Source organism: Paenibacillus sp. FSL R5-0928 (genome assembly GCF_037970385.1).
GTDB classification, from domain to species: Bacteria; Bacillota; Bacilli; order Paenibacillales; family Paenibacillaceae; genus Paenibacillus_AQ; species Paenibacillus_AQ odorifer.
Genome location: NZ_CP150225.1, coordinates 2,581,727 through 2,602,979, shown reverse-complemented (window position 1 = coordinate 2,602,979; position 21,253 = coordinate 2,581,727). Strand labels below are relative to the sequence as shown.

Sequence of the window (21,253 nt, the reverse complement as noted above, 5' to 3'; positions counted from 1 at the left end):
CTTTCCTTTAGGATACAAAAGTTTTTTTGTCTTCAACCGCTGCAAAATGACTGGTATCTTCACCGCATACCGGACAGACCCAATCTTCAGGCAAGTCTTCAAATGCGGTGCCTGCAACAACATCCTCATCGGGATCGCCTAATGCCGGATCATAGATATAACCACAGGGTAGACAAATGTATTTTTTCATCTTTATCATCTCCTAAAAAGTTAATAGTTTAGTTCAACCTGGTTTGTACTTCAGCCATAATCTCCTCGATGCTGCTCCCGTTAACATCGATCCCCTCAAGGGGGATGCCTTGCTCTACAGCGGTTTTATACCCCAGTGAAGCAGCTGCTCCTTGCCAGGATATCGCACCAATCATTGTGTTATCTTTCACATAGATTCGCGTATACGCCCCATTTTCTTCTCCGCTTACCACCGAATCGCAATAGTGTTCATCCACGTTGCCTATCGAAAATAAAGAGATGCCAAAGGCGTTAAATAAGGTAACCGGAACAGCTCTACGATACGCAGTCAGATTGGCAACCATATTACTGCCGGCAATCCGGCCCTGCTCAATCGCTCCGCCCCACAGTCCTTCCACATGCCCGTTAACTTCAGCCACATCTCCGGCTGCGTACACATGTGGATCATTTGTTTGCATTTGTTCATTTACGATAATGCCCTGCCGGACTTGAATACTCGAGCCACTTACCAGTTCCGTATTCGGTACAATACCAATGGAGTAGACCACATGGTCACAGGAAAAATGAGATTGGTCGTCCAGCGTAATTCCGGTAACAAACTCTGTTCCTGTAATAGACGCCACATCTGCTTGAAGAATAACCTTCACACCTGCTTGTTCAAGGTTCTCCTTAAGTAGCTGTGAGGATTTCTCATCAAGCTGTCTGCCCATCAACCGGTGAAAAGCTTCGATCACCGTTACCTGATATCCAGCTACATGCAGCGCCCAAGCGGTTTCGATTCCCTGCACTCCACCACCGATTACGGCTACATGGCTGCCATCCTGCAGGTTTTCTTTCAATCTGTCCGCGTCGTTCATGTCCCGGAGGGTATGGACATTGTTCAGGCCGGAGCCTTCAAGGGAAAGTTCACGATTCTTCGCTCCCATACACAGTAAAAGCTTATGATAAGAAACACTCTGCCCATCTTCTGTCACAACAATTTGCCGGTCCGGGTGGACAGAACGGATTCGGGTCGAGGTTTTTACGGATATACGGTTATCGCGGTACCACTTTTCCTTTTTAATCAGCACCTTCTCACTGTGCAGGTCGGTAAACAGCCCTTTAGTCAGCTTAATCCGGTTATAGGGCAGTTGGCTTTCCTCCCCGAGGATCGAAATTTCCGAATCTGCGTCTTGATCACGGATGGCTTTGGCGGCATGGACGGCGGCTACTCCGCCGCCAACAATAACGTAATGTTTTGTCATCCTATGCTCCCCTCCCTAAAATGAACTCAGCAGCAAATCCGATACAAATTCAGCCGCATTTTTAATTTTTTGAACTTTCTCAGGCTCTTTCGGGGAAAACCTGATTCGTACAGGGAACTCTACATGTGTCATCCCCGTGGATTTAATAACCTCAGATGTGCTTTGCACCGTCATGTTTGTTCCATTCAGATAATCCTGAATGACTTCAATGGCTTCACCACTCCAACCGTAGGAGCCAAAGGCTGCAGCAAGTTTGCCTTCCAGATTCATATTGTGCAATTCTTTCAGAATGTTCTCCAGATTCCCAATCATGTCCGCGTATTTAGTGGAGCTGCCAATAAAGACCGCGTCAGCTGACATTATGCTGTTCAGAATATCGGTGGCACTGCTTTTATCTGCATCCCAGACCTCTGTCTCAATATTATTTTCCTGCAAGCAATCCTGTATAATTTTGGCCATCTTCTTGGTACTGTTTTTGATGGTGGTATAAACGATGGTTGCCTTTTTTCCTTGCGTCGTTTCGCGGCTCAATGTGGCGTACATCTCGATATATTTACGTATGTCCTCCCGGATCACAAACCCATGGGAAGGAGCGATCATCCGGATCTCAAGATCCTTAACAGCCTCTAACAGTGTTCTTACATATCTTCTATGAGGATGTATAATAGCTGCGTAATAGCCCTGGAAATCTTCCGTAATATCAAACCCGGCTTCATCGCTGAATAGATTCTCCACCGCAACATGCGTGCTGAAAATATCACAAGGAAATAAGATTTGGTCTTCGATACAATAGGTTATCATCGTTTCGGCGGTATGGAGATACGGTGTTTCTTTAAACAGCAGCGTTTTCCCGCCAATATCCAGCTTGTCTCCATCTTTAACCACCAGGAAGTTCCGGCTATGAAGCTTGTACATTTCCTGCAATTCTGGAACAGCAATCTCGGTGCATACGATCGTGGCATTTGCAGCCTTGGCAGCGAGAGCTGCCAGTCCACCAGAGTGATCAGGCTCTGTATGATTAATTACAATGTAATGAATATCTAGAAGATCAATCATTTCACCCAGGCACTCGGCATATTCACGTCCGAATTCCATATCTACGGTATCAATGACAGTTGGCTTACCTGTTTTTAATAAATAAGAATTATAGGTAGTTCCTTTTGCCAGAATCAGGCGGTGAAATGGAACCTGGCGGTTATCGATTTTGCCTATCCAGTAAGTATCCTCGGCGATTTTTTTGAATTGTGTACTCATTTCTTTAACCTCCAATGTTTGATTGATAATGTTTATCAACAACCTTATTTTATTATGGTTGCCAAACAAAAAAGAGGATTTGAATCAAATTATAAAAGTTTGAAAAAAATGAATACCTTAAATTTAGACGATCTAAATAAAGTGATTATGCGTTGGGTCACATTTTAAATAAAAAGCCACAAAAATGTTTGCACTTCGCCTTAAAGAAAGAATAACCCATAACAACTTTATGCCATATCCTAATGAAAATAATAAAAAGGTGGATATCCATGACTGAAATACAAATAGCTGCTGTGGGAGATCTAATGGTCAAACGTTATATTATTTCGGATGCTAAACAGCCTGACGGAACCTATTCGTTCAGCCCCCTGTTTGCAAAAGTAGCTCCTTATCTAAAACAGGCTGATTTGACAATTGGCAATCTCGAAACCACCTTTGCTGGAAGTGGCCCCGAATGCCGGAAAAGCCCACGTTCAGGCGGTCCGATATTCAAATGTCCAGACGAACTGGCCCCTGCACTTAAGCAAGCCGGATTCGACGTATTAGTAACGGCCAACAATCATTGCATGGATTATGGTGCCCCGGGTCTGGTTCGGACGTTACGAGTTCTAGACCGTAATGGAATCGACCACACGGGAACAGCTAAATCATTAGAAGAATCCAAGAGAACTCTTATTAAAAACGTCAAAGGAATTACGATCGGCATCCTCTCCTACACAGCAGGAACCAACCGAATTCCTGTACCAGTGAGTAAGCCATGGCTGGTTAACCGGATATCTACGCCCAAAATCATTCGGGAGATTCGAGATTTAAAAAAGAAAGTCGATCTAGTCTTGCTTTATCTGCATTTCGGAAGCGAATACCGTTACACTCCAAACAAGAGGCAAAAAGAGCTGGTCAATCTCTTCTTTAAAAATGGCGCCGACATCATACTGGGGTCTCACCCACATGTTCTACAACCGTTAGCGCTTCGTGGAAAAAAACAATTCGTTATTTACTCATTGGGGAATTTTGTTTCGACTAAACTAATGAATATTCCTTATACACAAAGCGGTATCATTCTTACGCTTAAAATAAAGAAGGATGAAAAAGGACACACGAGTATAACTAACGTAGGTTACATTCCGACTTGTGTAGATCGAAGAATAAAAAGCGGCAGGAAAATTACAGAGATCATCCCCATCCGCGACGCATTAAAGAGAAGCGACACCGACATAAAAACAGAACGGCGAAATCTCATGAATCGAATGTTGAAACATACGACAACAATCTTAAAGAGGGAATAGAGTCGTTACAGTAAAAATAACGTTCCGCGGAATTACCGCGGAACGTTATAGATATAGCTCAAAACTGTGTTTGGGTTTAGCGTAAACGATCAGGCATCATTAATTTAAGGAATTCTAGAATACCATTCTCTACTACGAGTTCTTCTCTATCTTGATCAGCAAGTACTCTTCTGATGATATCTTCTTTACCCTCCAGCACTTTACTTGTCCAATGAGGATCAATGATAAGAGAACGTCCTACTGCTACTAATTCAGCATTTGTCAACGTGTCCTCTGCGTCCTGTTTGGTACGGATATCTCCGACCCCAATTAAAGGTACACGGCCATTGATTTTCTCATGTACATATTGCAGGATTGATTTTTCTTTAAAATCTTCTGATGCAGATACTTTTTTAAAATCCCCTAATGAAATATGCAGATAATCTAGCTTTTTATCAGCTAATTTATCAATAAGATAAAAGGTATCGGTGATTTTAATTCCAGGCTCTTCATATTCTTCTGGAGAAAAACGATAGCCGACAATAAAATCCTTAACCTTTGAATTGTCAACGACAGCAATAACTGCATCCACTAATTGGTTAATGAAATTAAATCTTTTCTCTAAGCTTCCGCCCCATTGATCATCACGACGGTTGGAGTGTGGAGAGAAGAACTGTTGGACTAAATATGTGTTTGCTCCATGAATTTCTACCCCGTCAAATCCAGCTTGAATAGCACGTTGAGTCGCTTTTTTAAAATCCTCAATTACACCGAAAATTTCATCTTCTGTTAATGCTCTTGGAATTTCTGCATTCGGACGTTCGGCAGCAATGGCGCTGGAGGAAACTGGTTGTACGCCACGTAGTATTTTTGAATCTGTCATTCTTCCTGCATGGAATAGTTGTAAAATAGCTTTTGTTCCATTTCGTTTAATAGTAGATGCTAATCGGCTAAGGCTGGGAATAAATTGATCGGAGGAAACACTAAGTTCACCTTCCCATCCTTTTCCACCCTCTTGTACATTTGCTGCCGCAGTGATGACCGCACCTACTTCGCCCGTTCTTAGTGAATAGTATTTCAATTCATCTTGTGTTACTACACCGTCATAAAAGCTCATTCGCGTGGTCATTGGAGCCATAACCACTCGGTTTTTTAGTGTCAGTCCTCTGCGAAAAGTTAATGCTGTGTCTAGTGCTATCATCTTTTTCCCAACTTTCATTAAATTATATTTAAACAGAATATTATATACATGCGCATACATATAAATTACAGCAATGATTTATTCTTGTCAACTAATAAAGAACTGCTGTTGAATACAGCAAAAAGCGCTGTTCAGCGGAACAGCGCTTTTTGCTCGATATGAATCGTCTTTATTATTCTAGTTCAGCCGGTTTTACAATGGCTGTACCTTTATTATTCTTGGAATATTTAGCTTCGATTTTCGTGGTGTATGTATCTTTTGCTCCATCACTTACCAACACATAACTCAGATCGACTGTCAGCTTTTCTGTTTGCCAGGTCTTAGTATTGACGAATAATTTCCACGTTACACTTTTGGGTTGAACTGTCTCACCATCCCAGAGGTTCTCCTGGTCATAGAGTTTGATTATCCCCTTAGCTGCTGTCGGATCGGTTACCGTGAATTGTAAGACCGTTTGTGCGCCAGCAGTGCTGACTTTCATGGATTTTTTATAACTTTTTACCGAATCAAGCATGGAAACAGGATCGTATTGGCCTTTAGAGTAAAAGGCCTCCCATTCCGTTTTCTCCAGTCCAAGCCAATACTGTGCATCAGGATCGATCGGCTCCCCGTCATCGTCGTAACCTGAAGAATCGTCTTCAGATTCATCGATAAGCTCACTTCCGTCTACAAGATAGTAAAACTCCTTATCGTTGGCATACAAGCTGTAAGATGTTTCTAAAAGACTGCTAGCGACAGTACCTGCTGCGGCAAAATTCGGCAGACGGCTGATATCCAGCTTCAGAGTGTTGGTGTTGCTGATACGCACCCCGCCGCTTTGAATATCCTGTTTTTTGGTCACATCCAGATGGAAATTCTTTATTGCTTTGGAGGCTGCCGTTACTTTGCTGATCATCTGATCCGCGGTTACTGCTGTTGAGGTAGCTGCAGACACTACTCCAGGATTAGACATCCATCCGATCGTTCCGGACAGCAATAAAGCACCTACTGCCAAACTAGTACCTATTGTTTTGAAAAAACTGTTCATGTACTTCCCCTTTCGGCCCCTTGCGATAATGTAACGCCGTATAGGTCGAAATAATAAAAGAGCTCAAAATAGACTACATATTCTTAGAGCTATCCTTTATGCTTCATAAGACATCCCTATGGCGGCCTGGCGATCATTTCCTTCTGTCGAAAGGCTTTAGACCCATGGCTTTGTGTCATCATCTTTCGATGATTTTACCTTTAACGCGGACATTCAATTAGTTTTAATTAGCTTACGGACGCATGTCCCACCGCTAATTTTATCATGGTTATAATTACCTGTAAACGACTTATCTTCCATTCGAATTCGCTATGATACTCAGAAGAAATACTACAATCAAAATGAAAAATGAACGATTACATACGCTTATAAGTCTTATTAATGAGAACAGCAAAGACAGGGGGTGCAGCAAAATGAGTGACCGGGAAATTTTCGAGCTCTATAAAGAACAAGTATATTATTTTTGTTACTACTTAATGAAAAATCAGGCAGATGCGGAGGATATTTCCCAAGAGGTATTTGTAAAAGTTATCTTAGCGGATAAGTCGAAGGTAAGAAACTTGAAATCTTGGATTTTACGAATTGCTTCAAATGAGTGCAACAGTGTGATCAAAAGGCGTAAGACGGGGTGGATGAAAGAAGTACGTAATTATTTACTATCCAGGTCTGAGGAATCAAACCCTGTAGAAAAACGTTTGGATCGACAAGAAACTAAAAAAGAATTACAAGGGTTATACAGTCAGCTTCCCGACAAAATCAGAATGGTAGTAGTCCTTCGTTTTATCAACGAATTGACTGTACCCGAGATCTCTAAAGTTATGAGCATACCCGAAGGAACTGTAAAATCCAGACTGAACAAGGGACTTAAAATACTAAATAGTATGGGTGGAACCCAACTAAAGGAGCTGAATAGTAATGAGTCTGTATATTGAAAAAGATAAACATATTCCCCGACCAGATTATGATTTGATGTGGACTGCCATAGAACAAGAAGCATATACACGTCAAAGAAATCTGCATGCCTCCCAGAATACTCCTAGGCCTAATAAAAAGGTTATTCCTATCAGTATTGTCTTCTCTTGCCTCTTACTTGTAGCCATTCCTGTATTCGCTAGTATGACGATTAATTGGGATAAAATTGGTGGTCGAAGTGTGAGTAATGCATTAAATAACGGCATCGGTCAACAGTATAATCTTCAAACTTCCAGTTCAGGAGTAACAATGAATTTGAACGGTGTTGTAACTGATGGAGAAAAAATGAAAATGCTGTTATCACTTGATACTAAATCTGATCTATCCCAATATATTGGATTTGCTACAGAGGAAAACATCATCACTAGTGAATCCGGTGCCAAGGCAAAGGTATACGGTTATTTAGAATACGATCCTGAAAGCCAGAAACTCATTGGAGTATATGAAACACCTGATACATTAAAGGATGATAAAAAGGACTACAAGTTTGAAGCACGGAATCTCATTTTTTACCGTGATCAGAATATTCCCTTACAATCTAATCATCAAGCAGGAGATACAATAATTGATACTGGAGTTAAGCAATACCCAAGCATTCAAATCGAATCCGTTCGACATGTTTCCAATCAAACCATTATCCGTTACAAAGTCGCTGCATCACCATCTGACTTAGGACGGGGTAACCCACATTTGGTAGTTAGTACTGGTGGTCAAGAGAATGAAGCAATTCCAACCATCATGCCTAACGAAGGATCGGATTTATTTATTGAACAGGTTTTTAATATAACTGAATCAGATTGGAAGGAAGCTAGTCTTCATTTTAGTTACATTGAAGAAGCGAAACGATTTTCAGGTACGTGGAAGTTCGATTTTAAAGCAGATGGACAAAAAGCAAGTGAGGCGATTTACACTAAGAAACTGTATAACAGTCCTGAATTTCAAGAAAAGACCGGTATAACCTTAGATCAGCTAGTGGTTACCCCTTTGGATATCCAAATTCTAATAGATGAAAATGATTCGCTTAAAAAAGGAATTGTCCACTATAATACCGCTCAGTTGGTTATAGGTGATAAAACAATCACTGGGGGTTGGAATTTGAAAGGTGATCATTCCGAAAGCTACCAGCATTTATTTCAATTCGAATCTCCGGAATGGTATAACGACTGGTCCGATGTTCCAATGAAACTTATATTAAAGGATGCTGTTATTGAGAAACGTGATACTACTAAGAATTGGATCACTATAAACAAACCTAAAGAAGAAAAGCAGTTCACTTCACTTGATGTCGATGGGTTAAAAATTGAATTCACTTACTATACTGAGGGCGAAAATTTGATTGTCGAATCAACATCCAAATCTTCTGGCTTCAAAAGTGTTAACCAAACTACATTACGGATTAATGGCAAAGAGGTGGTGCCTGAAATTACGCCTAAGGGCATGATATCTGCAGGAACTAATATTGATAGCTACAAAGATATTCCTTTCGACGAAAAAATCGAACTGAACCCTGGTATCTATAAATATAGCGATCCTAGCCGGAACGAGGAAATTAAACTTTAATACAGGAAGTTAATCTAGGGGCGGATTATTTTTAATAGAATCAATTCTGTTTATGTATCTCTTTTATTTCCTTCACAACAAAAAAAGCATAGAACGGACTCAAGTCCGCTTTATGCTTTCCATTATTAAGATAAACAATATTTAACCAGCGCATCTCGCACACCATGCTCGTTGTTAGACCCCGTTACAGCATTCGCTGCCGCTTTGACCTCAACCGGAGAATTATCCATCGCAACGCCCATACCCGCGTATGTAAGCATAGAAATATCATTAAAATAATTACCGATCGAAAGAACTTCCTCTTGCGGAATTCCCAGCTTCACAGCCAGATTCTTTAAGGCGTTGCCCTTGGAGGCTTCCGGATGCATCAAATCAACGAAAAATTCACCACTGCGCAAAATATTGTACTCATGGGTCCAAGTACGCCATTCACGTTCAGCTTCGTCAAGGATTTCTGGTTGTGTAAATACAGTAAACTTAACAACCGGTTCACGGAAATCTTCCCATGCTGGCAGTGTAGCCGGCACGATACGGAAGTGTTCATACATATAATTGGCTTCTTTGGTCAGGTTTTCTACATTATCTACATACATATCAAAAGCCGTATTCACATCATAATGAATATCATGCTTTCTACAATAATCAATATAAGGGTCAAGACCACGAGCATCCATACCGTATTGATGCAGCACTTCCCGATCTTTCACACGAACCGTTGCAGCTCCGTTATGACCCAGCACATAACCAGACAACCCCATTTCCTCCATAAAAGGAATCGAGTTCTGCGGACTGCGGCCGGTACATAACACGATTTGCCCGCCAAGACGCGTAACCTCAGCAATGGCTTCTTTATTCTCAGTGCTCAAGTGGTGATCATCATTCAACAGTGTACCATCCACATCTAGTGCAATCAGTTTGTATCTCATACTCCCACCATCCTTGTCTTTCTTTTTCTATATATATTGAACCTGGCTATTTGAGTTAAGTTTCAGTCGCAACTGCGGTGAATATTTGGGCTTCCAGCCGCTGTTGTTTCCAGATTTCTTGATTTATACCGTTTAATAGTGGTTGAAATCCGGAAACAAAGGCGGTCGCTATCGCTCTTACAGTTCCAAATTTCCCCTCCGTCACTCCATTCCCTTATCCCAAGTTTCCAAATTCAATTTATATACCATTTTTTCTATATATTATTGTTCTGGTGCTTCTGTACTTAAGAGTGCCAGTTCCTCTAGCGTAAGTTCCCGGCTAGCTCCCAGTAGCAGACTTTCGTCCAGCCTCAATTCTCCCATAGATACTCGTTTCAGAAAAGTGACTTTTTTGCCGACAGCTTGGAACATTCGCTTCACCTGGTGAAACTTTCCTTCTGTGATGATCAGCGAAATATGGGAGATTACTTTACTGCCGCGTTCTCTTCCCAATATAGTTAGCTGTGCAGGTAAAGTAACATATCCATCTTCCAGCTCGACACCTGCCGCAAAAGCCGCTACATCGTCTGCATCTACGTCTCCCTCAACTGTAGCTTCATAAGTCTTAGGGACATGCTTGCGTGGCGATAGTAGTTCGTGGGCAAGCTTTCCATCATTGGTGAGCAGAAGCAGCCCTACTGTGTCCTTATCTAACCTTCCTACAGGAAAAGGTTCAAACTGTACATATTCCTGCTTTAAAAGATCCAGAACGGTCCGATCCCGCTTGTCCTCTGTTGCCGACAGAACTCCCGGTGGCTTATTCATCATAAGATAAATAAATTCACGATAGGTAACAAGCTCGCCGCCAACCACAATTTTATCGTGATAAGGGTCTACATGAAATCCACTATCCTTGACGACTGCACCATTCACGGTAATTAAACCTTGCTTGGCTTGTTTACGAATATCGCTGCGTGATCCTACCCCCATATGGGACAATACTTTATCTAAACGCTGCTTTTTTGCAGTTTTCCCTGATAGGCTCATTCTTACATCCACCTCCAGCCTGCGGGATATTCATTCTTGAGCACACCGTCCTGCCACTTCCCCCAGCCTGCACTATAACCATCTATGCAGACCAGCACGTATCCTTTTTGGGTAGTTCCTATTTTAATAGAGAGACGTTCTTGACTAATCAACAATGTCTCTCCTTTAAGATAGGAAATAGCTTCATTACTCGTACTGGAAAGTGAGACACTTCGGCAGCTCTCTTCAGGGTGTAACGCGGTAGCCATTGGATGTCCTGGGATAAATCTGCCGTTACGGACATGTCCTACATACCATCCTGGACGAATCGCCTTTAATCCATTTAATCTTTCCTTAGGTAGTGGGGAGATGTACAGATGATCACCGAAGAAAATCGGATACCCTTTTGGCTCCCAGCCAAGCTGATCTTTTATAAAATCTCCATATGCAGCCAATGCTTGCTCTTCTCCTGAACCTTGACGGCCACGTTCAGCGCCAGCAGCAGATTTATTAGAGAACTTACCTTCTTTCCCTCGTCTGGCTTCTGGTTTGTTTGAGGATTTAACATGAGCAGTGCCTTTTTTATTCGTATTCCGTGTAACTGCGCTCAACTTAACTTCGGCTTGATCACGTTCCTCCGCAGATACCTTTGGCCCTACATGCTGCAGCACAGCCATGAAATGTCCTTCACCTTTTACTTTATGCGGCCATAGTCTTGCCGTCCCTGATAATTCTCCAAAACCTGGAGCAAACGAGCCGGTGCCTCCAACTGTAATCACCGAAAACTGTGGATGTTCAGAAATAAACTCCGCTATAATTTCCTCATTTTCTTCTGTAGCAAATGTACAGGTGGAATAGACAAGTGTACCTCCCGGTGCCAACGCTGTTGCAGCAGAACGTAAAATATCCCGCTGCATGGCAGCATATTTGGCAGGTGTACCTGAATCCCACTGCTTCACCATGTCTTCGTCTTTACGGAACATCCCTTCACCTGAGCATGGAGCATCAATCAAGATTTTGTCAAAATAAAGCGGGAATGCCGCTGCAATATGATCTGGACTTTCGTTTAATACGATACCGTTGCGCACCCCATACAGCTCTAGATTTTTGGCTAAGGCTTTCGTGCGTTCTGGATGAAGATCATTGGTAACCAACAAGCCTTCTCCTGAGAGCTTGGCAGAAATCTGTGTGGATTTGCCCCCAGGTGCAGCGCATAAATCAAGGACACGATCTCCTGGCTGTACATCAAGCAGTTCCACAGGTGCCATAGCGCTTGGCTCTTGAATGTAATACAATCCCGCGTGATAATGTGGATGTTTACCTGGTCTGGCCCCATCCTCTGTATAGAATCCGGTTGGACACCACGGAATGGGTTCCAGCTCTAAAGTGGAAAGAGCTTGCAATTTCTCCACTGAAATTTTCAATGTATTAACACGAACGCCTCCGTTAGGGGTCTCCTTGTACGAATCCGCAAATTGATTATAATCCGTTCCCAGCAAGTCCATCATACGCTCGCTGAAAGAACTGGGCAGTTGTGCCGCCATGATGCCGTCCTCCTGATAGTACTGCTAAAATTTAGGTGTTTAAAGATTCAAGGAACACCCTTACGGGTGTCCCTTTGGCAATACTCATTTATAGAGGATCATTATTTACGATGAGAAGAGGTCGGTCTCTGAGGACCTCGTCGTTGAGGATTATTCGGTGTGATCGCCATAGCCGCAGAGTTCACTTCGTCCGCCAGACCTTGATCAATGATTTCTATAGTCAGATCATAATAAGAAAATGGCTGCTGCTCACACGACTCCAAGCGGCGAACATAATCCTTCACTTCCACCACTAGCTTAGCCAAATTAATGCCAAGTGTCACTGCTGAATATTCTTCCAGCTTGGCAGCAGCCCCACTTAGCATAATCGTTGCACCACGCATATTATTATTGCGGCAATGGTACAACCCAACAGCTACTTGGAGAAGTGCTTTGTACAATGGGTCGCGTTGCTTGGCAAGCCATAGCTCTTCGAGCACCTCGTGACATTCGAAATAATCCCGGTCACGATTAAAGTACACTAGATAAGCCAAGTACAACGGATCATAAGCCATCCGGCAAACTATCCTTTTTAGCTGCGGAGAGAAGTCCCCGTACATGATCCAGAAGCTCCTTCATCGCTTCCATGTCCTGAGCCTGCCATATTTCGTTAAATCGAGCCTGAGTATCTATAGCCTCATTCACCAAATGATAGAAATACAATTGATGAATAGATTTGAGAATTTGAGTCGTCATATTCGAGTTTTCCTCGAAGGTCTTTTGCGCTTCCAGAATTTCATCACGAATACTGGACATTTCGCTGTCCAAGATGGAGGCTGCTTCAGCTGCGGTTTTCAGGCGCACTCGCATTTCATCCGGCAAGCTTTCCCGATATTTATAATTCAGAGAGTGCTCTATGGTTGCCCAGAAATTCATAGCTAGTGTACGAATTTGGATCTCTGCGAGCACTATTTTTTGTCCCAGAGCTGTCTGCACAGGATATTTAATAATCATATGAAAGCTGCGATAGCCGCTCTCTTTATAATTGGTGATATAATCCTTCTCATACAGGACTTCAAGATCCTTACGAGCCCGGATATATTCAGCCACTCTGCGGATATCCTCCACGAACTGGCACATAATCCGGATCCCGGCTATATCTTCAATGCCCGTCTCCAGATCTTCCATCTTCACATTCAGGCGCTTAGCCTTCTCCAAAATGCTTGACAGCCGCTTTACACGACCAGTTACGAATTCAATCGGCGTGTATTCCTCTCTTTTCTTCAACTCCGAACGCATTGTTTTGAATTTAACTTTCAATTCTTCCACTGTCTGTTCATATGGAAGCAAAAAAGTTCCCCAGTCCCTGCCGTCCATCGCCTTCGTCCTCCTGTCCTTTCGACTCCTTCAATCAGTGATGATCAGCACCCACTGCTTCAGAGATATGACTGAATCCGTCCCGCCGTAAGAGCTGCCGTAATCCGGCATGCAGCCTGCGGTTAACCTCCGGTCCTTCGTAGATAAGTGCTGTATAAATTTCGACCAGACTTGCGCCTGCTCTTATCTTGTAATACGCATCCTGACTGGTGAATATGCCCCCTGAACCTATGATCGGCATCTTCCCTTCAGTCTGGCGATAAATCCTACGAATAATTTCCGTTGACCGGTCACGAAGTGGCTTACCGCTTAATCCACCTGTCTCATTAGCCTTTTCATGACTAAGTCCATCCCGGTTCAATGTAGTATTCGTAGCAATAATACCATCCATACCAGCTTCTGTCAGTGATTGAACCATATACTCCAATTCAGAATCACTTACATCTGGAGCAATCTTAACCAACAAGCTCTTATTCATGCCGGTGGCTTTACGCTGAATCTCCATTTCTTCCTTTACTTGTGCTAGTAGGAACGCTAATTCGCTGCCATGCTGGAGACTGCGCAGCCCCGGTGTATTTGGTGAGCTGATATTGACCACAAAAAAATCACCGTACGGATAAAGCGTACGGATACACTGACGATAATCTTCATGAGCCGCTTCATTACTAGTTATTTTATTCCGTCCAATATTTACTGCTATTGGAACTCTGCGATTTTTTAATTTTTTTAGACGCTCTGCCATAGCGTCAGCCCCTTCGTTATTGAAGCCCATACGATTGATCAGAGCTTCATCAGAGGGAAGACGGAACAAACGCGGGCTATCATTTCCCGGTTGACCCTTAGGGGTAACCGTCCCCACTTCCATAAATCCGAATCCGATCGAAGAGAATCCAGAAACGGCCTCGGCATTCTTATCCAAGCCTGCTGCCAGTCCAACTGGAGTCGGAAAATGTATGCCAAACAGATCAACTGCTAAATCTGCCGTTTCAGGAACGCCATACATTAAACGCAATGCCGCGCTTCCCCCTGGAACTGATGATGATTTATCCAATCCACCTATGACGAGATGGTGAGCCTTCTCAGGGTCCAGCTTAAAGAAAATTGGTTTACCAAAATTACGATACAACACCGTTCTCGCTCCTTAAGGGGTACTTCACTAATCCACGTGTCTACCCGATTCTGTAGGTTTCTTCTTAATTTTAGCCTTTTCTTGAACAAAAGAAAAGCATTTTACCCTGTAAGTGTGCAGAGAGCTTAACCCAAAGTATAGTAATTTTCTTGTAAACGCATTACAATATAGGGGTAATCAGCGATTAAGAGAGAAAGAAGGTATGCTGGATGTCAACTAAACGTAAACCACCAACTTTGCAGCAAAAGAAAGAAGAAGTTAATCGTAAAGCGCTAATGTGGATCGGCGTAAGTTTAACTTTACTAATTCTTCTCATCATCGTTCTGTTTATAGTTGCCGGGAACTAATTCAGCCAGTGATATACTTTGTGGGGGTTGGTCTGATCATACGGAGCAGCAGGGTTGAAGCGTTTCGCCGGCAGCAGCTGCTTTTCAGGCAGAACCCCTTTACTGATCACCACTTTTGTTCCTTTTGGAATCATAGCGAATAGTTCTTCCACATCTTCTCGACTCATCCGAATACAGCCAAGGGATTCATCCTTGCCGACACTTTCTGGCTCATTGGTGCCATGAATAGCGTAATTACTATCTGAAAGTTGTAGTCCGCGGCTTCCGAACTCCCCATTATCATGACCGTTTGGATTGACCACTTTATCTGTAATGATGAAGTTGCCTTCTGGAGTCTTGTCTCCCCCAAGACCTACCTCATAATTCCGCAGAATAACAGAGCCGCTGACTACTGCCAAGCGGTGTTTTTGTTTATCCACAATCACTCTAAGCGGCTGGTCAAAAAAGGGAACGCCCTTTCCATTACTTCCACTCTCGCTTAACGCCGTCGGTATGCCCATTCCCGCCTCAACAATTGAGCTTGGAGGCTCCTCCGCAACTTCTGGTATCCCAAGTGCCTTAGCAGTTGCTACTTCCTTTAGAGAATTAAAATCACGCTTCATGACTGGTGTCGTCCCGCCAATCCAATTCTCCGGAAAAGGTCTAGTCAATTCCGCCAAGGAAACCGGAAGCTTGCCTTTATGATTCTGATAAGCCCTCATTGCACTCCATAATGTAGCTAGCTCCTCTTGATCACCCTGCCACTTAGCTGCATCCACCGCAAGTTCCCCTTGCTCTGGCGGTTCGCATGCACATGCCGCTGAATCATAGGATTGGTATACCAACCGTCCATTCCCATTCTTCTGCAATGTGGAATTCAGCGGAAGCTTCTCTTTCCACAGCAGCCACTTCCCTTCCCGCTCCATGCCCAAAATAGCAGCTTGAAACGGTTCCTTGCGCATTAGCATAGTTGCCATCAGCTTCCCTGACGAAGCCGAAGCTCCACTCTCTTGCGCTGTATACATCATTTTTCGTGCCTCTAGAACGGGTTCCTTCTCAATATCTTTTTGATCAAGCGGATCTTTAACTTCAGAAGTAACCGTGTCTTGGACCGTATCCTGATCTCCCGCAATATCTAGACCCGGAGCCACAGCCGATGGCACCATAACCAGTAATAGAAGCATCAGCCCAAGCATAATGTAGCGGAATCTTTGCTGCCTTCGGTCCCGCTGGCGGCTTGCCTGAAGCAGCCCTTCCTCATATTCCCGCAGCGTTTCCGCAGGCACCTTACTATGCTCGAAAGCTTCATATACTTCTCCAGCCTGATTGAAGCAATAGTTAGCTTTCCCCTGTTGACCGTTCTTATAGTATTCCTTACCCAGCAAGTACCATGCCATCTTATTGTCTGGATGCATCTGTACATATGCTTTGAGGTGCTGAGAATTTTTCATCGGAACCTCCGAAATTTTATAATTCCTTCCTACATTAATATCGGTCAGACATCGCAAAAAAGACATCCCTAGCTGAACAAAAGTTCGCAGGAGATGTCTTTATGTTGTGCTGGAAGTTACAAAACCCCGGTTAATTAGCCCTCTTTGTTAAAAGGCTCATCCGCAATTTTAATAGAATCGGTTGGGCATCCATCACAAGAATCCTGGAGATCATCAAACAAATCATCCGGAATCGCTGTGATGCCGTGGTTTCCGTCATTTTCATAAATAACTTCTGCCAAACCTTCATCATCGTAATCAAAAATATCAGGAGCCGTTGCGCCACATGCACCGCAAGCGATACAAGTGTCTTTTTCGACCCAAGTGTACTTAGCCATTTTATCTCTGCCTCCCGTTGAGCAATACAGCGCTGTTGTACCAGCGTCTTATTTTTCTCATATTAATATAAAAAGAATACAATTTCAATCGATTTTCAATACGTTTGCATTTCTGACGCATTCTACGACACCTATTTTGACATGTCATAGAATGTTCTTGTCACTCTTTATCAGACTCGACAGATAGAAGATTATCCTTTTGCAGTGAAGTGCCCCGTTCTTTATGATTGCGGAGCCTTGCAGAGTGAGAATCGCTTAACATCCCGGCAGTTAACACTGCATTTTCACCGAATTTATTACGCAGCATATCCATAGTCTTGTTAAGAGACTCTTTCTTAGGCTGACGTTCGTAATCGAACAAATCAAGCTGAATGGCGGAATCCTCTTTAGCAATCAAGCCCTGCAGGGTCACACCCAGCAACCGCACAGGCTTCTCCCCATTCCAATGACGAACATATAGATCGCAGACGGACTTGTAGATATCCTCCCCACTCTCCGAAGGAGCCTCTAGCTGACGCGAGCGGGTTATAGTCTTCATATCGGGCGTCCGAATGGTCAGCTGTACCCCTGAGGCAACAAGACCTTGCTTACGCAATCGCCGAGCTACCTGATCACTTAAATTCAGCAAAATCGGTCGTACCTCAGCAAGACCTACGACATCCCGCGGCAATGTTGTGGTGTGCCCAATCGACTTACTCTGCTCCCGCTCAGGGTTAACGATCCCATGATCAATACCGTTGCCGGCACGCTTTAGCCATGAGCCCATAACTCCGAAATTCTCAACCAGCATATTTTCATCAGCCGCTGCTAATTGACCAATACTGTAAATGCCCAGTTTGCGGAGCTTTTCTGCTGTTTTTCCACCAATGCCGAACATTTCATTACAGGGCTTGTCCCATAAAATCTTAGGCACATCCCGCAGCCGCAGCACCGAAATGCCGTTTGGCTTTTTTAAATCGGAAGCCATCTTCGCAAGCAGCTTATTGGGAGCGATCCCCACTGAGCATGGCAAGCCCAATTCTTCCATTATACGGCGCTGAATCATCTCCGCTATTTCCATGGGTGTACCGAATTGTCTGGAGCCAGTTATATCAAGGTAACATTCATCGATGGACACTGCTTCCAGTAACGGAGTATAGCTATATGCAATCTGCATAAAAGCATTAGAATATTTGCGGTATAAATGGAAGTCCGGTTTAATAACGATAAGCGATGGACAAATACGAAGCGCCTTCTGAACTTGCATTCCCGTCGAAATCCCCATTCTGCGGGCGACGTAGGAACAAGTCACTATGATCCCTTTCCGCAATTCAACACTACCCGCAACCGCAGTAGCTTTGCCTCTATATTGGTCAGGGTCCTCTGCCTCATGCACAGAGCAGTAAAAAGCATTCATATCGACATGCAGGATAACCCTGCCGCTCGTTGGATAATACTGATCAACATTCTGCACAATATCTACCTTCTTATCCTCAGGTTTTATATTGTCCAATTTAGAATAACTCTCCGCTGCGGTTAGGTCAACTTAAGAGGTTGTAAAGTTCTTTGTTACATTCCCGCGTAAAAATGCTATAATATATAAATTCATTTCCCTATAAGGAGGACTCTCATGTCTAAGTCCATCTCCATCTTCGATACTACATTACGCGACGGCACCCAAGGTGAAGGCATCAGTCTGTCGGCTGACGACAAACTGAAGATTGCCAAGAAACTCGATGATCTGGGTGTGCACTATATTGAAGGTGGCATCCCGGGAAGCAACAATAAAGACATTGAATTTTTCAAAAGAGTCAAGGAGCTTCATCTGAACGCCAAAATTACAGCGTTCGGCAGCACTCGGCGTAAGAATTCCTTGGCCGAAAACGATGACAATTTAAAACGTATGATTGACGCAGGGGTTCCTGCTGCTACACTCGTCGGAAAATCTTGGGATTTCCATGTACACACTGCATTACAGACTACGCTTGAGGAGAACCTCGCCATGATCGGCGACTCCATATCCTACTTGAAACGCCAAGGCCTTGAAGTGATTTTTGATGCCGAGCATTTCTTCGACGGATACAAGAATAATCCTGAATATGCAGCAGCTGTTCTGTCCAAAGCCCGGGAAGCCGGAGCAGATTGGCTTGTAATGTGCGATACCAACGGTGGAACCTTACCTTATGAAATTCATGAGATTGTTACCGCTCTAAATCAACAATTACCCGGAGCCAATCTCGGAATTCACACTCATAATGACTGTGAGCTGGCGGTTGCCAATGCACTTAGCGCCATCGGAGCTGGAGCACGGCAAGTACAAGGTACCATTAATGGTTACGGTGAACGGTGTGGCAACGCCAACCTATGTTCTATTATTCCTACACTACAGATCAAAATGGGTTATCACTGTATTCCAGGCGATTCATTATCACAGCTTACCAACACTGCCCGCTATATTAGTGAAGTGGCCAATGTTAATCTGCCGGTAAATCAGCCTTATGTCGGAAATGCAGCTTTCGCCCACAAAGGTGGAATCCATGTCTCCGCCATCATGCGTGATTCACGGACCTATGAGCATATCGCTCCTGAGCTTGTCGGGAACAAGCAGCGTGTGCTGGTCTCCGAACTGGCTGGACAGAGCAATGTACTCTCCAAAGCGCAGGATATGGGTTTAAATCTGGATCCAAGCAGCGAGCAGGCTCGCCGGGTGATCGAGAAGATTAAAACGATGGAACATCAAGGTTATCAATTTGAAGGTGCCGATGCCTCACTGGAGCTACTCCTTCGGGAAGCTACCGGCGAGATGAATGAAACCTTTACCTTTGAATCCTTCAAGATGTTAGTTGAGAAAACCGCAGAACATCCAGTAGTATCTGAAGCGTTCGTTAAACTGAAAGTTGGCAGTGAGAATCTTTATACTGCTGCTGAAGGTAACGGTCCAGTCAACGCACTCGATAACGCGCTTCGTAAAGCATTACAGACCTATTTCCCACAATTAAAGGAAATGCATCTATCCGACTATAAAGTCCGTGTAATAGATGAACAGGATCAGACTGCAGCGAAGGTAAGGGTATTGATTGAATCCAAGAACTTCACAGACACCTGGAGTACGGTTGGTGTCTCCAGTAACGTAATTGAAGCCAGCTGGGAGGCACTTGTTGACAGTATGCGCTACGCGCTTCTCAATGAGCTCTCTTTGGAGAATGAGAAGACAACCAGCAATGAACCTAGAGGCCTGGTCAATCATTAATTGATCACTTATAGACTTTTGTAAGACAAAAAAAGAAGCTTCCCAAAAGTAGAATTCTACTTATAGGGCAGCTTCTTTTTTATTAAATAGGCTATATAACGGACTATTACTTTAGCCCATAAACTATGGGTGGTGGGCAGTGGGCGGCGCGGGATGTACGGATGCGCGGGGTGCGCGGAGTGCGGGTGCGGGTGCGGGTGCGGGTGCGGGTGCGGTAGAGTAATTAGGGAAAAACTCCCTGAAAGTAGCCGATATTCGCTATAAATGAACAGAAATAGGGAATTCCTCCCTAAAAATTAGGGTGATTTCATTATTTTTTTCCAAAACAGCTAAATTAGAGGGATATTTTCCCTAATTATTCGTTGAATGACCCGATATCTCAAATTTATGGGGAGAAATTCCCTAATTGTTCTAACGCGGCTTCCTTCGGGGTTCCAGCCATTTCTGCTCCACGGTATAGTGAAATTAATGCTTGTGGTCCACTAAAGCAAATCGCGTATGACCAAAAACGCAGATCAGCGATCCTCCAATAAGAAGAATCGCTGATCTTTAGACTTTTGCTGTTTGGAGAAAAAAGCAGATCTGTCTCTTATATGGACAGCCCGCTTCATGATTCGGTAAGCTTGATTATTTTCTCCTCCAACTCTTCAGGGCTAAGAATACCTAAAATAATCTCGGAGATCACTCCATTCTTATCAATGAGCACATTGGTGGGAAAAACAGCTCCATTATATTTGCTGTACACCTCATCTTTTACATCAAACATAACCGGAAACACAAGACCGTATTTCTTGATAAAACGTTCAGCATTGGGTTTATAATCCTGACTGCTCACATTAATACCGTAAATATCTAGAACATCCTTATACTTAGTGGCCATGGTATTAAGTTCAGGAGCTTCCTGCTGGCAGGGATCACACCATGAAGCCCAGAAATTAAGGATTACCGCTTTATCTCTGAGGCCATCAACAACATAGGTAGTCCCATCTGTTCCCTGAAGTGAAAACGAAGGTGCACGCAGTCCAGCCTTAGGTCCACTCTTCATCGGCAGCTCATTTTGCTGCGCAAGCACAGCTTCTGCTTTTGGCTCACGATTATGCCACACCGCAAACACAGCAACACATACAACTATGAGCAACACTGTTATATTTAATTTGTTACTTGCTTTCATAGTCATCTGTTCCTTTACAATTGGAAT

20 protein-coding genes and 1 riboswitch are annotated in these 21,253 nt (G+C 43.5%); of the genes, 5 read left to right on the top strand and 15 right to left on the bottom strand.

What is annotated here, in order from left to right; all coding sequences use genetic code 11:
* Nucleotides 1-7: 7 nt before the first annotated feature.
* Genes rd through MKZ16_RS11540 form a run of 3 tightly spaced genes read right to left on the bottom strand, consistent with a single transcriptional unit; the run spans nt 8 to nt 2,687 of the window.
* Nucleotides 8-190, bottom strand: coding sequence for a rubredoxin (gene rd, locus MKZ16_RS11550; RefSeq protein ID WP_038569857.1), 183 nt, complete (start codon nt 188-190; stop codon nt 8-10).
* A gap of 28 nt (nt 191-218) precedes the next feature.
* Nucleotides 219-1,433, bottom strand: coding sequence for an FAD-dependent oxidoreductase (locus MKZ16_RS11545; protein ID WP_076104614.1), 1,215 nt, complete (start codon nt 1,431-1,433; stop codon nt 219-221).
* A 15-nt stretch (nt 1,434-1,448) separates the two neighbouring features.
* Complete coding sequence (locus MKZ16_RS11540; RefSeq protein WP_076104613.1) at nt 1,449-2,687, bottom strand: FprA family A-type flavoprotein; 1,239 nt, start codon at nt 2,685-2,687, stop codon at nt 1,449-1,451.
* Between the two features lie 269 nt (nt 2,688-2,956).
* On the opposite strand from MKZ16_RS11540, the gene MKZ16_RS11535 reads away from it, so the two are divergent.
* On the top strand, nt 2,957-3,973 hold the full coding sequence (locus MKZ16_RS11535) for a CapA family protein (RefSeq protein WP_076100879.1): 1,017 nt from the start codon (nt 2,957-2,959) through the stop codon (nt 3,971-3,973).
* A gap of 76 nt (nt 3,974-4,049) precedes the next feature.
* On the opposite strand, the gene MKZ16_RS11530 is transcribed toward MKZ16_RS11535, so the two are convergent.
* Complete coding sequence (locus tag MKZ16_RS11530; RefSeq protein ID WP_256715467.1) at nt 4,050-5,213, bottom strand: NADH-dependent flavin oxidoreductase; 1,164 nt, start codon at nt 5,211-5,213, stop codon at nt 4,050-4,052.
* Nucleotides 5,214-5,325: 112 nt separating this feature from the next.
* Nucleotides 5,326-6,180, bottom strand: coding sequence for a DUF6612 family protein (locus MKZ16_RS11525; protein ID WP_076104612.1), 855 nt, complete (start codon nt 6,178-6,180; stop codon nt 5,326-5,328).
* Nucleotides 6,181-6,297: 117 nt separating this feature from the next.
* Nucleotides 6,298-6,389: riboswitch (cyclic di-GMP riboswitch) on the bottom strand.
* A gap of 204 nt (nt 6,390-6,593) precedes the next feature.
* Here MKZ16_RS11525 and MKZ16_RS11520 point away from each other — a divergent pair.
* Entirely contained in the window at nt 6,594-7,112 is a 519-nt protein-coding gene (locus MKZ16_RS11520; protein WP_076104611.1) for an RNA polymerase sigma factor, read from the top strand.
* Nucleotides 7,096-8,712, top strand: coding sequence for a DUF4179 domain-containing protein (locus tag MKZ16_RS11515; RefSeq protein ID WP_076104610.1), 1,617 nt, complete (start codon nt 7,096-7,098; stop codon nt 8,710-8,712). Before MKZ16_RS11520 ends, MKZ16_RS11515 begins: the two co-directional genes overlap by 17 nt.
* Before the next feature lie 125 nt (nt 8,713-8,837).
* Here the strand turns inward: MKZ16_RS11515 and MKZ16_RS11510 are convergent, their stop codons facing one another.
* The 6 genes from MKZ16_RS11510 to MKZ16_RS11485 form a co-directional block, all read right to left on the bottom strand.
* The gene (locus tag MKZ16_RS11510; protein WP_036689337.1) at nt 8,838-9,638 is read right to left on the bottom strand and encodes a Cof-type HAD-IIB family hydrolase; all 801 of its coding nucleotides are present in this window, start codon (nt 9,636-9,638) and stop codon (nt 8,838-8,840) included.
* 261 nt (nt 9,639-9,899) lie between these two features.
* Entirely contained in the window at nt 9,900-10,664 is a 765-nt protein-coding gene (locus MKZ16_RS11505) for a pseudouridine synthase (RefSeq protein WP_076104609.1), read from the bottom strand.
* 2 nt (nt 10,665-10,666) lie between these two features.
* Nucleotides 10,667-12,187: an RsmB/NOP family class I SAM-dependent RNA methyltransferase gene (locus MKZ16_RS11500; RefSeq protein ID WP_036689330.1), complete on the bottom strand. Its 1,521-nt coding sequence runs from the start codon at nt 12,185-12,187 to the stop codon at nt 10,667-10,669.
* A gap of 101 nt (nt 12,188-12,288) precedes the next feature.
* A complete protein-coding gene (locus MKZ16_RS11495; RefSeq protein WP_036689328.1) occupies nt 12,289-12,741 on the bottom strand; it encodes a DUF309 domain-containing protein in 453 nt (150 codons plus the stop codon).
* A complete protein-coding gene (locus MKZ16_RS11490) occupies nt 12,731-13,543 on the bottom strand; it encodes a GTP pyrophosphokinase family protein (protein ID WP_036689325.1) in 813 nt (270 codons plus the stop codon). The genes MKZ16_RS11495 and MKZ16_RS11490 overlap by 11 nt, the downstream gene beginning before the upstream one ends.
* A gap of 34 nt (nt 13,544-13,577) precedes the next feature.
* Complete coding sequence (locus MKZ16_RS11485) at nt 13,578-14,672, bottom strand: quinone-dependent dihydroorotate dehydrogenase (protein ID WP_038569835.1); 1,095 nt, start codon at nt 14,670-14,672, stop codon at nt 13,578-13,580.
* 209 nt (nt 14,673-14,881) lie between these two features.
* Here MKZ16_RS11485 and MKZ16_RS11480 point away from each other — a divergent pair, with 209 nt between their 5' ends.
* On the top strand, nt 14,882-15,019 hold the full coding sequence (locus MKZ16_RS11480) for a hypothetical protein (protein WP_167348489.1): 138 nt from the start codon (nt 14,882-14,884) through the stop codon (nt 15,017-15,019).
* Here MKZ16_RS11480 and MKZ16_RS11475 read toward each other — a convergent pair.
* The 3 genes from MKZ16_RS11475 to MKZ16_RS11465 all read right to left on the bottom strand — a co-directional run bounded on the left by MKZ16_RS11475 (nt 15,016) and on the right by MKZ16_RS11465 (nt 18,279).
* Nucleotides 15,016-16,449 carry a L,D-transpeptidase gene (locus tag MKZ16_RS11475; protein WP_038569833.1) on the bottom strand — a complete coding sequence of 478 codons (1,434 nt, stop codon included), beginning with the start codon at nt 16,447-16,449 and terminating at the stop codon, nt 15,016-15,018. The genes MKZ16_RS11480 and MKZ16_RS11475 overlap by 4 nt on opposite strands.
* Before the next feature lie 134 nt (nt 16,450-16,583).
* Nucleotides 16,584-16,826, bottom strand: coding sequence for a ferredoxin (locus MKZ16_RS11470; RefSeq protein ID WP_036689316.1), 243 nt, complete (start codon nt 16,824-16,826; stop codon nt 16,584-16,586).
* Nucleotides 16,827-16,986: 160 nt separating this feature from the next.
* On the bottom strand, nt 16,987-18,279 hold the full coding sequence (locus tag MKZ16_RS11465) for a DNA polymerase IV (RefSeq protein ID WP_038574341.1): 1,293 nt from the start codon (nt 18,277-18,279) through the stop codon (nt 16,987-16,989).
* A 156-nt stretch (nt 18,280-18,435) separates the two neighbouring features.
* On the opposite strand from MKZ16_RS11465, the gene cimA reads away from it, so the two are divergent.
* The gene (gene cimA, locus MKZ16_RS11460) at nt 18,436-20,055 is read left to right on the top strand and encodes a citramalate synthase (RefSeq protein WP_036689313.1); all 1,620 of its coding nucleotides are present in this window, start codon (nt 18,436-18,438) and stop codon (nt 20,053-20,055) included.
* 607 nt (nt 20,056-20,662) lie between these two features.
* Here cimA and MKZ16_RS11455 read toward each other — a convergent pair.
* Nucleotides 20,663-21,226 carry a TlpA disulfide reductase family protein gene (locus MKZ16_RS11455; protein WP_076104608.1) on the bottom strand — a complete coding sequence of 188 codons (564 nt, stop codon included), beginning with the start codon at nt 21,224-21,226 and terminating at the stop codon, nt 20,663-20,665.
* Nucleotides 21,227-21,253 lie beyond the last annotated feature (27 nt).